The organism is Clostridium tyrobutyricum (genome assembly GCF_019144085.1).
Classification (GTDB): Bacteria; Bacillota; Clostridia; order Clostridiales; family Clostridiaceae; genus Clostridium_B; species Clostridium_B tyrobutyricum_A.
Genome location: NZ_JAHHUY010000019.1, coordinates 1 through 14,829, shown reverse-complemented (window position 1 = coordinate 14,829; position 14,829 = coordinate 1). Strand labels below are relative to the sequence as shown.

At 29.3% G+C, this 14,829-nt stretch carries 11 protein-coding genes; 1 reads left to right on the top strand and 10 read right to left on the bottom strand.

Annotated features, from left to right (window positions below; all coding sequences use genetic code 11):
* Window positions 1-20 precede the first annotated feature (20 nt).
* The 7 genes from nifB to nifH form a co-directional block, all read right to left on the bottom strand.
* Window positions 21-2,762, bottom strand: coding sequence for a nitrogenase cofactor biosynthesis protein NifB (gene nifB / locus KM800_RS09555; protein WP_217812880.1), 2,742 nt, complete (start codon window positions 2,760-2,762; stop codon window positions 21-23).
* A 23-nt stretch (window positions 2,763-2,785) separates the two neighbouring features.
* Window positions 2,786-4,120 carry a nitrogenase iron-molybdenum cofactor biosynthesis protein NifE gene (gene nifE / locus KM800_RS09550; protein ID WP_217812879.1) on the bottom strand — a complete coding sequence of 445 codons (1,335 nt, stop codon included), beginning with the start codon at window positions 4,118-4,120 and terminating at the stop codon, window positions 2,786-2,788.
* Between the two features lie 72 nt (window positions 4,121-4,192).
* A complete protein-coding gene (gene nifK, locus KM800_RS09545) occupies window positions 4,193-5,557 on the bottom strand; it encodes a nitrogenase molybdenum-iron protein subunit beta (protein WP_217812878.1) in 1,365 nt (454 codons plus the stop codon).
* Window positions 5,557-7,182, bottom strand: a complete 1,626-nt coding sequence (gene nifD / locus KM800_RS09540) for a nitrogenase molybdenum-iron protein alpha chain (protein ID WP_217812877.1) — start codon at window positions 7,180-7,182, stop codon at window positions 5,557-5,559. Before nifD ends, nifK begins: the two co-directional genes overlap by 1 nt.
* A gap of 21 nt (window positions 7,183-7,203) precedes the next feature.
* Window positions 7,204-7,596 carry a P-II family nitrogen regulator gene (locus KM800_RS09535; RefSeq protein ID WP_217812876.1) on the bottom strand — a complete coding sequence of 131 codons (393 nt, stop codon included), beginning with the start codon at window positions 7,594-7,596 and terminating at the stop codon, window positions 7,204-7,206.
* Between the two features lie 11 nt (window positions 7,597-7,607).
* Window positions 7,608-7,934, bottom strand: a complete 327-nt coding sequence (locus KM800_RS09530; protein WP_217812875.1) for a P-II family nitrogen regulator — start codon at window positions 7,932-7,934, stop codon at window positions 7,608-7,610.
* Window positions 7,935-8,076: 142 nt separating this feature from the next.
* Complete coding sequence (nifH, locus tag KM800_RS09525; RefSeq protein WP_217812874.1) at window positions 8,077-8,898, bottom strand: nitrogenase iron protein; 822 nt, start codon at window positions 8,896-8,898, stop codon at window positions 8,077-8,079.
* Window positions 8,899-9,374: 476 nt separating this feature from the next.
* Between nifH and KM800_RS09520 the strand changes: the two genes are divergently transcribed.
* Window positions 9,375-10,334, top strand: coding sequence for a helix-turn-helix transcriptional regulator (locus KM800_RS09520; protein ID WP_217812873.1), 960 nt, complete (start codon window positions 9,375-9,377; stop codon window positions 10,332-10,334).
* 406 nt (window positions 10,335-10,740) lie between these two features.
* On the opposite strand, the gene KM800_RS09515 is transcribed toward KM800_RS09520, so the two are convergent.
* The 3 genes from KM800_RS09515 to KM800_RS09505 form a co-directional block, all read right to left on the bottom strand.
* Entirely contained in the window at window positions 10,741-11,790 is a 1,050-nt protein-coding gene (locus KM800_RS09515) for a DUF1574 domain-containing protein (RefSeq protein ID WP_217812872.1), read from the bottom strand.
* Window positions 11,791-11,801: 11 nt separating this feature from the next.
* Window positions 11,802-13,289, bottom strand: coding sequence for an MBOAT family O-acyltransferase (locus KM800_RS09510; RefSeq protein WP_217812871.1), 1,488 nt, complete (start codon window positions 13,287-13,289; stop codon window positions 11,802-11,804).
* A gap of 269 nt (window positions 13,290-13,558) precedes the next feature.
* Window positions 13,559-14,593: a PIG-L deacetylase family protein gene (locus KM800_RS09505; protein ID WP_217812870.1), complete on the bottom strand. Its 1,035-nt coding sequence runs from the start codon at window positions 14,591-14,593 to the stop codon at window positions 13,559-13,561.
* Between the last annotated feature and the right edge of the window lie 236 nt (window positions 14,594-14,829).

The window sequence follows — 14,829 nt, the reverse complement described above, 5'->3', positions numbered from 1 at the left end:
TAATTTTAATTTTAAAACTATTATTTTATATTTATCTTTTTTTGTAACAACTCAGTTTCTTCTAATATTTTAGCAGCTCTATTGATACCCTTATTTATGGAATCATACATTTCAATAACCTTAATTCCATTTGCTTTTAGCTTTTCTGTAGGTTCAATTCCAGCTCTAAGTGCAATTACAGCATTACAATCACCTATTGCTTTAATTGTTTTTGAAATCTTGTCTTCATGTTCATCGCATTCAACTATTCCTGTACAATATTTATCCACGTTTCTCTTTTCCAAAAGTCTTATTGTTCCTTCTTCATATGAATAAATATAGAATTCATTAGCATGTCCAAAATGTTGATCTATATTAACGCCTGATTTTGTAGAAATAGCAAATTTATATTTTTTACCTTTTATAATTTCTTTTTCAGGCTCATTTTTATCTTTTTTATTAATCGCCATTGCTCCACAGTGTCCACAACCTATATTTCTAAAATCTATGGAACGATCTTCACCTAAAGTGCCTATTGCATCTGCTCTGCATTGTTTACAATGATACATTTGTTTCATGTCTATTTCACATTCTTTTCTCATTGAATTTAATTCTACATTTGAAATCAATGGCAGATCCTCGAATTTACTTCCTTGAACTGGTATCATCTGCATTATATTTGTTATATAAGCTCCACATTCTTTGACTTTTTTAACAACACTTTTTATATGTTTATCATTTATACCTTTTAACATAACCATATTAACTTTACATATTATTCCTTTTGAACATAAATATCTGATTCCATTTAGTTGATTATTTAGAAGTATTTCTGCGCCTTCTTCTCCCGTATATTTATGCCCCAAATAATTAACTTCTCTATATATTTTAGCTCCTATTTTTTTATCTATAGCATTCATAGTCACTGTAACATGAGATACTCCAAGTTCTATAAGCTGATTTGCATAAAACGGAAGCATAAGTCCATTTGTTGATAGACAAAATGTAGTTTCAGGAGATTCTTTTCTTATAAGCTCAATAGATTTTTTTACTTCGTCAAAATTAGCTAAAGCATCTCCAGGACCAGCTATACCTACAACAGTTAAATTTTTTATTTTACTTTTAACAAATTTGAATTTTTCAAGTGCCTGCTCAGGTGTTAAAATCTTGCTTGTAACTCCAGGCCTACTCTCATTTGCACAATCATACTTTCTACTACAGTAGTTACAACTTATATTACATTTAGGTGCTACAGGGATATGCATTCTTGCAAATTTATGTGCATTATCTCCAAAACAGGGATGAGTACAGGTTTTATCAGCATTTGATTTTAGTATATGATTTTTTTCTACATCTTCTATTTTTACATCCTTTTTAATTTCCATTTTATCACCCTTCCTCATTTCCATAATTGGAATATAGTAATCTTTATATGCTTTTTCTCTATAAGTACTCTGTGTTATATCGAGCATAGCATTTGCTACACTGTCTATTAAAAATGAAGCTCCATTATATCCTGTTAGTATCTGTCTTTGACCTCCAACTCTATCATGAATAGGAAATCCTATTCTTACCATCTTTATTCCAAGTTTTTTAGCCATTCTTCTTCCATCAGAATTTCCTATAAGTAAATTTATCTTTAATTTTCTTGCATAATTTTCCATAGTTCCAAAATCAGTATCATCTAAAACAATAGAATCTTCCTTTTGGCTTTTAAGTTCATCCTTAAGCTTTTCCCTCAAATCAGGATTTTTTGATCCCATACCAATCATTTTAATAAGTATTCCATTTTCCAGACATAGCCTTGCAGTAGCGTATACAAGTTCAGGTTCACCATATAAAATTATTCTAGCTTCACCTGTATATTTATGATTATCTATCATTGCATCCAAATATCTTCCTCTTTGTACCAAATAATCATCAGGTATGGAAAATCCCATTGTCTTTGATATCAAAGAAATAAATTGATTTGTATTTCTAAGCCCTATTGGTATAGGACATTTATAGAGTGAAACTCCAAATTTATCCCTTAAATATACTCCTGGAGAATTTTCATCAGATATTGTAACACCCATTTCAATTGTAGCTACAGCACCTGACATCTTCTTTATATCCTCTAATTTTGTTCCACCTTTTGGAATTCTTCTATACTTTTCATTATGTGCAGAATCAAGCGTATTAGATACATCTGGTAATAGGGTATAACCTATTTTAAAATCATCCAGTATACTTTTTATATTTCTTACATCTCCAGGATTTAAATTTCCGCATATTATATTTAATTTTCCTGTATTTTCAGATTTTTCACAAATTTGTTCTACAATTTTTCTTAATACTACATAATATCCTTCCGCCTGTGTGGCACCATAGCCTGGAGTAGGTGCAGTTATTATCTTTATATTTTTTATATCTTTATTATCTTTTTCTTCTTCATAAAATTCTTCAATTATTCTCTTTGTATCTTCTCCTATAGTTTCTGCCAAACAAGTAGTAAGAACTCCTATACTAGTTGGATTATACATTTTAATCATATTACGAAGACCTTTTTTTAAATTTTTGGAGCCACCGTATACAGTACCTTGTTCAGTAAGAGCAGATGATGCTATATCCACAGGCTCATTATAGTGCGTAGCCATGTGTCTTCTAATGTAAGTACTGCAACCTTGAGATCCATGTAAAATCACCATATTGTTCTCTATACCCTTAAAAGCCATAACCCCACCCATTGGCATACACATTTTACATGGATTGTTATCTACATTTACAAGTTTTTTATTACTCATATTCAATCATCTCCTCAAAATTTTTATACATAAGACCAAACAGGACTATTTACAGTTAGATCTATCTCCTTTGCAAAATTTACTGCTCCACCAAATCCAGCTAATATATGTTTTCTTTCATGATTGTGGTCACAGAATGCAACACCAAGTTTATATGCCAAAGGTCTTTCTTTAACTCCTCCTACTAATATATCTGCTCCTTTTTCAAGCATAAACTTTTCAAGTTCATAAGGATTTGCATCATCTAATATTACAGTTCCCTCATTTGTTATCTGTCTGATTATTTCATAATCTTCAGGTTTTCCCGTTTGAGTTCCTACCATAACAGTTTCTATTCCAAGATCTTTAAACTGTTTTATAAGAGATATTGCTTTATATCCTCCACCTACATATATAGCTGCTTTCTTACCTTCCAGTCTGCTTCTATAATAATCCATTTCTGGTTTTATTCTTTCTTGCTCTGACTCTATAAGTTCTTCTGCTCTCTTTACAGTTTCTTCATCTCCTAAAAGACTTGCTACTTGAATCAGTGAATTTATACTATCTTCTATACCTACAAAGCTTGTTTTTATAAATGGAATATCATAGGTTTCTTCCATTCTATTTGCTAAATACCCCATAGAACCTGCACATTGAACTATATTCAATTTAGCTTCTGGAGCTTTTATTATTTCATTATACTTTCCATCACCTGTAAGTTTAGAAACTATATCAATACCTATTCTCTTCAAATAATTTTCAACTACCCAAACTTCACCAGCCAGATTGAAATCTCCAAGATAATTAATTCCATTAACCTTTTTTGTGCTTTTATTTTCACCTATAAGTTTTATTATTGCATCACATGCAGCTCTATAACCCATGGATTTGCTTCCTGAAAATCCAGGAGATTTTACTGGTATTACTCTTATATGATATTTTTCTTCCGCCATTTTACAAACTGAATCTATATCATCACCAATAACACCAACTATACATGTTGCGTATATAAATATGACTTTAGGATGATATTTCTCTACAATTTCATCAACAGCCGCTCTTAATTTTTTTTCTCCACCAAATATAACATCTGTTTCACTTAAGTCTGTAGAAAAACTATTTCTAAACAATTCAGAACCACTGGTTAGACTTCCTCTTAAGTCCCATGTATAAGCTGCACATCCTATAGGACCATGTATTAAATGAAAGGCATCCGTTATAGGATTTAGAACTACTCTTGCACCACAATATACACATGCTCTCTGGCTTACTGCTCCAGATACACTATTTTCTTCACATCTAAGTTTATTTTTTTTATTTTTAGAGTTATAACAGACAAAGTCTTTTCTATCTTCTATAATTTCAGTTCTATTCTCCATAAACTCCCCTCCAAAAGTTTTATTTAAAATGAATTCAGGATGATATTCATCCTGAATTCAAAAGGTTAAATTCTATCTTACAACTTCAAAATCTTCTTCAGCGCACTCTCTTTCTACCTTATCCAACATAGCATTGCACATTGATTCAACTAATTTTATTGCACCAGAGTATCCTACCTTTGGAGTATACTGATGTCCATACCTATCCATTATTGGAAATCCAAATCTAACAAATGGTATATCCTCTTCTCTAGCAATATATTTTCCATAAGTATTGGATATCAATAAATCTACTCCTTCATTTTTTATACGCTGATGTAATTCAAATAAATCAGTGTTAGCCTTAACAACACTTCCTTCTATTCCAGCCGCATCCAGCATAGCATTAATTTGTTTCTCAAATTCCTTCCCTGGAGTACCAGTTATTACATATTTAGGTATCATACCTAAAGCAATGGTAAACTGGGTAAGAGCAATAATTACATCTGGGTCACCAGCTATAGCTACCTTTTTACCAGTGAAATACTGGGAACTGTCAAGCATTAAATCTAGAAGCTGACCTCTCTCTTCTTCAAGTTCCTCTGGTACTTCCTTGCCAGTCAATTTAACTAATGTCATAAGCAAATCATCCATAGCGTCAATTCCAATAGGAGTATTTAATGTCTTAAAAGGAACTTTACATTTAGTTTCTAATTTTTTAGCTCCAGCTTCTGAAGCATAACTTCCAAAAGCAATAGTAGTATCTGAATTTCCTGCATCTACTATATCTTCGATCTTGGCTCCACCTTTAGGAAATATCTTATAATCCCCTGTATTTGGAACATCAAATACTCCATTTGTATCTGGAAATATTATATATGGAATATCCATAAGCTTAAATATTCTCTTCATTTCTTTCATATCGGATGGTTCTACAAATCCAGGTATTATATTGATCTTTCCATTTTTCTTTCCGCTATTTTCTGAAAGATAGCTAACCATACTTTCTACCATATTTGAGAATCCAGTAACATGTGATCCAACATAACTTGGTGTATTAGTATGAATAACAAGCTTTCCCTCTGGTATTTCCATATCTCTTATATAAGTAGGTAAATCATCTCCTAAAGTTTCAGATAAACAAGTCGTATGAATAGCTATTATATCTGGATTATACATTGCAAATATATTCTTAACAGCTGTTTTTACATTAGCTCCGCCTCCAAATACACTGGTACCTTCAGTAAATGAACTTGATGAAGCCATTGCTGGTTCCTTAAAATGTCTTGACAGTACTGTCCTGTGATAAGAACAACAACCTTGTGAACCATGACTGTGTGGAAGACAATTATGGATACCAAAAGCGGCATACATAGCTCCAACTGGTTGACAGGTTTTAGCGGGATTTATTCTTAAAGCTTTTCTTTCTACTAATTCTTTTGGTGTTGCATCTAACATTATCTTTCACCTCCTGCAGCTATTTCTTCTTCTACTTTTCCATCTAATAATGGTTGTTTTTTCCATGGTGGAGTTAGATACTTCCATGCTGGCGTATAAACTCCTCTTGCAAGTTCTCTTGCAAATATCACTGCTCCTTTAAATCCAGCATATGGACCTGTGTAATCATAGGAATGAAGCTGCCTTGATAAAACTCCCATTTTTTCAATAACGTATTTTTCTTTTACTCCTGTTAAGAACATATCAGGATGTAATTCTTTTATAAATTTTTCCAATTCATGTCCATTTATATCATCTATCATCAATGTATCATCTTCCATTTCAGATACAAGTCCAGTATAGCCATCTAGCTGAACTCCTTCTGCTCTAAGAGCTTCTGCTCTATCTTTTGGCAATATAACACGGTATTTTTCTTCATCTTTAGTAACAGTTATTTCAGGAATATTTTTACTATCTGCATCAACTTTTATTGTCGGAATAACACTACTTCCTTCATAATCATCACGATGTCCAAATTCATGACCTGCAAGAATAGTTTTTACTCCAAGGTCTTTAAGTAATTCCTGATATGTCTGTGATCTCAATCCGCCCACATATAAACAAGCTGTTTTTCCTTCAAGTTTTTCTCTGTAATATTGTATATCAGCTTCAATTGCACCAATTTCCTCGGCAATAACTTCTTCTGTTCTTTTATACAATTCTGGTTCATCAAAAACTTTAGCTAAATCTCTCAAAGTCCTGGCTGTTGCCTCTACTCCTATAAAGTTGGCTTTAATCCATGGAATACCATATTTAGTTTCCATCATACCTGCTATATAGTTGATTGATCTATAACACTGTACTAAATTTACGTCTGCCTGATATGCATTTTGTATATCTTCATAACTTGCATCACCAGTAAGAGTTGCTACAACATTATAACCTATCTTTTTAAGTACTCTGTCAATTTCCCATGAATCTCCACCAATGTTATATTCTCCTAATACATTTACTGAGTGTTGTTTATGCTTGTGTGTTCCAGTTCCGATTATGTCGCTCATAACAGTATTATTTGCTATATGGTGACCTGCTGATTGGGTTACACCTTTATAACCTTCACAACTAAAAGCAAGTACTGGTATACCATATTTTTTCTGTGATGCAGATGCAACTGCTTGTATATCATCACCTATAAGTCCAACAGGGCAAGTTGCATATATACCTACAGCTTTTGGATGAAAAATTTCAACTGCTTCATCTATAGATTTTTGTAATTTATCTACACCACCAAAAACTATATTTTGTTCCTGCATATCAGTACCAAAAACATATTCATTAAAATTTTGTCCGCCTTCACTGGCTTTTGATTTAAATCTTCTACCACCCCAGGTGTAAAATGAACATCCTACTGGTCCATGAGTTATATGAACCATATCTTTTATAGGACCCATAACAACACCTTTACATCCAGCATAACAACAACCTCTAGCAGTAATTACACCTGGTATAGTTCTTATATTGGCTGCAATAACAGGATTTGGATCTTCTTTTGTCTTTAAAACCATATGCTTTTTTCTTTTCTTATAAGTTTTAGACGGATATGGCTCCAAAACTTCATCTATAATCTGACTCCATTCCTTTTTCATAAAATCATCCTTTCATAAAAATTAAATAGCCGCATCTCCAATTTCTTCTGTTCTTATCCTTATTGAATCAGTAACTGGTGTTACAAAAATTTTTCCGTCTCCAGGATTTCCCGTTCTATTTGTTTCTATTATAGTATCCACAATCTTTTTTACATCTTCATCTTTTGATAATATAATAACTAATCTTTTAGAAATAAGTCTGTGTACTTCAGATATCTGTTCTGCAATTTTTTTATCTTGTATAGCTGATATGTCTTCCCCTGTCATATAATCTTTAATTAAAGAAAAAGCAATCTTTTTCTTGCCACGTCCAAGAACTCTTTTACATGTTATAGAAGGAAATCCAATTTCAGCAAGAGCTTCTTTAGTCTTACCTATCATGTCCATTCTAATAATAGCCATAATTTCTTTCATATTAGACCCTCCTATAATTTATTTGTTCCTGAACTTATCGTATATGATTCTTCTACAGGAGTTATGAATATTTTTCCATCTCCAAATGCTCCCTTAGTTCCAGTTTTTGCATTTTTGGTGATTATTTTTACTATATCATCTTTATCCTCATCTCTTATTACTACTAAAAGCATCTGTTTTGGAATTTCATCATAGAATATATCTCCTACTTTTACACCCCTCTGTTTACCTCTACCTACTACATCAAGTTTAGTAACTGCTGGAAACCCTGCATCACATAATTCAGAAAGAACAGTAGCTGTTTTATCTGGTCTTATAATAGCTTTTATCATCAACATATTGCACATTCCCCTTTTCTGTGTTAAAATATATCAGGTTAGAATTAGCCTATTCTAACATTATTTGTGAATCTCCTACCCATGTATTTATGGTAAGAGATTCAATTCCATACTCCTTGCATAAATACTTTTACTAATATAATTAAGCATCCATAAGACCATGTTCCATTAATATGGATTCTAAATCCTCTTGAGCCATAGGTTTTGGTACTACAAACATATCATTTCCATCTATAGCCTTAGCCAATTCTCTATATTCATCTGCCTGTTTAGCTTTTGGATCATATTGTATAACAGTCTGTTTATTTATTTCTGCCTTTGTAACCTCTGGACTTCTTGGTACAAAGTATATTAACTGACTGCCTAATTTTTTAGCAAATGAATCAAGTAATTGATATTCATTGTCTACTTTTCTGCTGTTACATATAATGCCACCTAATCTAACTCCACCTGAGCTAGCAAATTTGTATATACCTTTTGATATATTATTTGCTGCGTACATTGCCATCATTTCTCCACTGGCTACTATATATATCTCCTGAGCTTTACCTTCACGTATTGGCATAGCAAAACCACCACAAACAACATCACCTAATACATCATAGAAAACATAATCCAAGTCATCAGTATAAGCTCCTAATTGTTCCAACATATTAATTGAAGTAATTATACCTCTTCCTGCACATCCGACTCCAGGTTCTGGTCCACCTGATTCAACACATTTTATGTTGCCATATCCTGCTTTTAATATTGAATCTAGATCAACGTCGTCTCCTTCTTCTCTTAATGTATCCAAAACTGTTTTCTGTGCTAGTCCACCTAAAAGTAATCTAGTTGAATCTGCCTTTGGGTCACAACCTACTACCATTATGTGTTTACCCATCTCAGCCAATCCTGAAGTAAGATTTTGTGTTGTTGTAGATTTTCCAATTCCACCTTTTCCATAAATAGCTACCTGTCTCATTTTTCATTCTCCCTTTACTATAAATTTTAGTGTTTAATAATTTGCTAAAAATTATGTGTTTAATAATTTATAACAAAATATATCACATATTATGCAAAAAGACAATACTAAAATTAACGATTTATCAAGAATTGCTTTTATGATAACCTTATCAGTAGAATGTCCTACATAAATATTAATCTATTTATTTATACTGTATAGCTACTATTTATTTATTTATATTATTTTATATATATTTACACATAAATAAAAAAATGGATTTGCTCATGTTTTATTACGTTTTATTATTTTATAAATAAATTTTAAAATATACTTATTTCAATAAAATATTTATTGAAATATTTATTGAATAATTCAAATTATAAATAAATTTGTATTTTTAATAAATATGTATTAAAATCATTAATAATATCATAATGGTATATGATATTATTAAATAATTAATTTTATTATATACTTATGAGAGGAGATATTATATGTTAGAAAATACAGTTTTAACTCCACAAGAAGTCGCTGAAATGTTAAAAATAGCAAAAAACACAGTCTATGAACTAATTAAAAGAGGCGAATTAAATGGCTACAAAGTTGGGAAAAAAATTAGAGTAGATTTAAAAGATGTTGAAATATATAAAAATAAAACAAAAAATAATAGCACCGATAATTTTAATCCTGTGAAAAATGATAGACTAGCATCTTTAAATATTTTTGATCCACAGAATAACAGTAACAGCAGTGAATTAGTAATCTGCGGACAAGATGTACTTCTTGATATATTATCACGTTATATAGAATTTCATTCACCCGGTATTAGAACTTTCAGATCCTATGTAGGAAGTTATAATGGTTTGCTTGCATTATACCTTGGTAAAGTTCAAGTAGCTACCTCTCATTTATGGGATGGTGATACAAATCAATATAATATACCTTTTGTAAGAAGATTAGTTCCAGGTATTCCTACTGTAATAATTCATTTAGCCTGTAGAATGGAAGGTTTTTATGTTCAAAAAGGAAATCCTAAGAATATTAAGACATGGGAAGATTTAAAAAGACCGGATATAAGCATAATAAATAGAGAAAAAGGTTGTGGAGTCAGAATTCTTTTAGATGAACACTTGCGATTACTTAACATTGAAGGCACTAATATAAGTGGATATAATAGAGAATGTTTCTCGCATCTTGCAGCAGCAAGTAATGTCGCCAGAGGTGGTGCAGACGTAGCTATAGGAAATGAAAAAACCAGTCTACAAGTAAAAAATATAGATTTTATACCCCTTCAGAAAGAAAGATATGAATTGGTATTAAAAAAAGATGATTTAAATAAACCTCTTTTTAAATCAATAATAGATATATTACGCTCTGAGGAATTTAAATCTGAACTTCTAGGAATTGGAGGATATGATCTGACTGAAACAGGAAATATTATAGCTGAGCTATAGCTAAAAAATCACAGTTAACATTAACTGTGATTTTTTTATTATTTTATTATATTTAATTGTTATTATTTTAACTGTGCTCAGTTAACTAAATCAAAAATATATTCTTCATATTTCAAATATAAGCATATAAAATATATTTACAATGTGTTTATATGTATAAGATAAAGATTCTCTTATAATTCAAATACGCTCAAAATTAATAATATATAAAAATTTTTATAACTAAATCTGTAAAATTCACCTCTATATGTACTTATTTTTTAGTAATATGCGATAATATTCATAGGTATATTTCATATCAGTCCTAATAATTATAATTTGAATTATTTTATTAATCGTTTTTATAATAGTATAGTATATTTTTAAAATATACTTATTTAACAATTATTGGTTATGAATTTAACAATTAACTTTTATTATTTACATACTTTTTTACCTGAGAATATTTATAATCTATATCCCACTGTTTATACATAACATCCTTACGATGATCTTCTAAATTATAATTTTTTTTCAAGTAGTCTCCAAAATCCATTGTAACTTTACTAGCGCCCCATATATTTACATGTCCTGAATTATTCATTTCATTCTTAAAATCAAAATTTATTTCATCCAACATATCATTATAATTAATAAATGGAATATTATTCTGATTGGCAATTTCAGATACTTTTTTAAATAATTGAGGCTGTTGTTTAGACCAATCATTTGAATTGCCCTCAGAATTATAGTCAAATGGAGTATTTAACAAAATTAATTTCAAATTATTATCCTTACATAATTTTATAATTTTATTTAGATAGCTTAAAGATTTAGGTGGAAGAGCTACAGTACTATAAATTCTTTGTAGTTTCACATTTTCAGTAGAATTATTCTTACCATATCTATTAGTACCAGCCTCAAATCCTTTTGCATAATAATTTTCAGCACTGCTATAATTGAAATCTTTTTTTGTAAGCTCTTTCCATCTATTATGATATTTCAACATAGGTAACAAATAACTTAATCTATCTTCAAAAGGAATGCAATTTTGTATTATTTCTAATTTATTTATAGAAAATTTCATATTATCAACAGCATTACTTATATATCCTTTATCACCATATTCAGCAGTTCTCGCTAAATAATATGCATCAACTACTGCTATAGAAACTTTATGTTTCTTTAAAATTTCTTTTAACATATAATAAGTAACGTCTATAGATTGACCTCCTGTTGCATAGTTAAAACTTGTTATACCATAATTATGCCATAATACATTCGGATCTATGGCACCATTCATATGGCTTCCACCCATTAAAACTACATCATATGAATTTCCAGTATGATTGTACAATCCTTCAATTAATTTACCGCGATGGCTTGTTTTTAATATAAACGCTGGTGTAATAATATTAATAATTATCAATAAAAAAGTTATAAAAACAACACCCTTTATAACTGCCTTTTTAATCACACATATTCCTCCTAAAACTGAGAATATATAAATTGTTGAACATTATAATCAGATCCATATGCACCAAATATTAATATAAACAATACAGATGCCAAATATAAAGACCATCTAAATACTATATTTCTAGTTAATAATTTATCCGAAATACTCTCTCTTCTCTGAAATAAATCAACAATTAAAACTATAACCAAACTCAAAATTGCTACTAAAAAGTTTAAATGATCCAACCCAAGTTTATATAAAGAACCATTAATAAATATTTCAGGATTAAAATATACCATATTTTTAATTAATACCAAAGAACTTTTGAAAGAATTTGCTCTAAAAAATAACCATGCAAAATCAACCAATGCAAAAGTAATTAATACTTCCATTAATTTATAAATAAAAATATTTGTTTTAATGTTAAATCTTTTTATAAATTTATTTTTTATAGGCTTTAGCAAATCTTCAATTATATAATATATACCATGTAATAAACCCCACATTAAAAAAGTAAAACCGGCGCCATGCCATAAGCCACTTACTACAAACACAACCATAACATTAAAATGCTTTCTTAACTTACTGCATCTACTGCCTCCTAATGGGAAATATAAATAATCCATAAACCAACTAGTAAGTGATATATGCCATCGTCTCCAAAATTCCCGTATTGATTTTGCAAAATATGGTCTTTCAAAATTTTTGGATAAGTTAAATCCCATAACTTGTGCTGCACCTATAGCTATATTCGAATAGGCTGAAAAATCACAATAAAGTTGAAATCCAAAAAATACTGTGGCTATCACTATTTCAAATCCTCTATAATCTCCAGGTCTACTATATACAGTATTAACTAATTGTCCTATTCTATCTGCAACCATGGTTTTTTGAAAATATCCCCATATCATCAATATGATACCATTTTTTGCTCTGTTATAATCAAAATAATGTCTCTCATCAATTTGATGTATAAAAGTCTTTGATTTTTGAATAGGCCCTGATAATAATTGTGGGAAAAATGATACAAATAAAGCATATTTGCCTAAATTTTTTTCCACTTTAACATCTTGTCTGTAAACATCAATAGTATAACTTAAAGCTTGAAATGTATAAAACGAAATTCCAACTGGAAGTAGGAAATCAAATGTTGGCATATGTACAGAAATATTAAACTTGGAAAAAAAGTGTATTAAACTTGTACTAAAGAAATTATAATACTTAAATAATGCTAAAATACCTATATTGCTTGATACACTTAAGAACACAAAAAATTTTTTTACTTTAATTGAACGTTTTTTGTCTTTCATTAAATTTGCTTTTTCCATTAATAGACCAATAATATATGTAATTATTGTAGTTGTAACTATTAAAACTACATATTTAGGATTATAACTTACGTAAAAATAATAACTTGCTATAAGAAGCCAAATCCATCTCAATTTATATGGTATAAGAAAATATAAAATAACTACAATTGGGAAAAACATTAAAAATTGAACAGAACTAAAAGACAAATTAAATCTCTCCTTTCACTACAAAATTTATATATACTCTAATATATGTTATTACACTAATATGACAAATCAGTGGCAAAATAATTACAAGATAAAATTTATATATTTATGTATTTATAATCTGCATAATATTGAAATTTATGTTATATATTAAATATTTATTTTTAATATTAAAATTAAAAAACATTCACTTATTTACTGTAATAACTCTACAATAAACAAATGAATGTTTCTAATAACATCACTCTATTTACAAATTAATAAAATTTTTATAATCCAATATTACCAATCTTCAACCATAAATTACTTATATCTTGAATCGTAAGTAAAACACGTTTTACTATAGTGTTCATCGTATTTTGTAAATAAGTTCTATATGGTGGAACTGCAATAGGTCCTTCATCAATAACTTTGATATCTTTTACAGGTATAAGCATACTAATCTTACATTTAGTAACATTATCAAAATAATCCTTTACTGAATTATATCCAACAGCATAATCAGCATCCGTTGGATTCCATAAATTATAAGAATTAAGTGCATCTACAAATGCTAAAGTAAGATTTGGATTACTACCTTTTATAGGTTCCTCAATCTTTTTCATATCTATAGGTGTTACTATATTATTAATTTTACCATATATAGTCTTATCCCATTCCTCGGGACTTAAAAAGAATGCTGCATCTTTTATTATTCCTTCCTTATGTAATTTAAAAAGGGCTTGACCTAAATGCCTGTGATCTGGATTTACATCAAATGTAGATGTAGTTCTACATGCTGAATTAGGAAACATTTTTTTATATTTTAGCATTGTCTGCTTACATTCTAACTCAGTTAGTTTACCAGACCTAAAATTTTCAAAATGAATATTCTTAGGTTTTATGCCTAAAATTAAAGAAGCCCTCATAAATTCTACTACTCTGGCATTTGCCATGTCTCTTCTATCTATAACATGGTATTTTCTAAATATTATATGATATCTATCTATTTTAGTATTTATATTACTAATAGCACCTGAATCTTCACCTTCTGTAAATAACACTACCTGAACATTTTTTTTATTTTTAATATCATTTAATATGGGTATTCCCATACTTAATGTTTCATCATCAGGATGAGGTATATAATATATTACTGTGTTTTCCTCAGTGCTATAATCACTAAGATAATTCTTATTATTGCTAATACTGGAATTAATATTTCCATAAATATATTTGATTTTAAATAATTTCTTTATTGGTATAGGTATTAGAATAATAGCTACGATTACAGCTATTAATATCAATATAAATTTATTTTTCAATTTATTTAAGTTCCTTTCTTATAATATATATTATAAGCATACTGTAATATTGATATAATATGGTAACATTTTAATTTCAAAAATAATACTTTTTATTTAAAATTCTAGGAAATATGAACTTTTGTATTAAACTTACCAAAATTTATAAAGAAATAGATATAACCTTCACATCTCATTGGAAAGGTACTGTTTTCCCCGTTTTTTCATAAAAATAAGGGGCTGTCGCACTAAAAAAT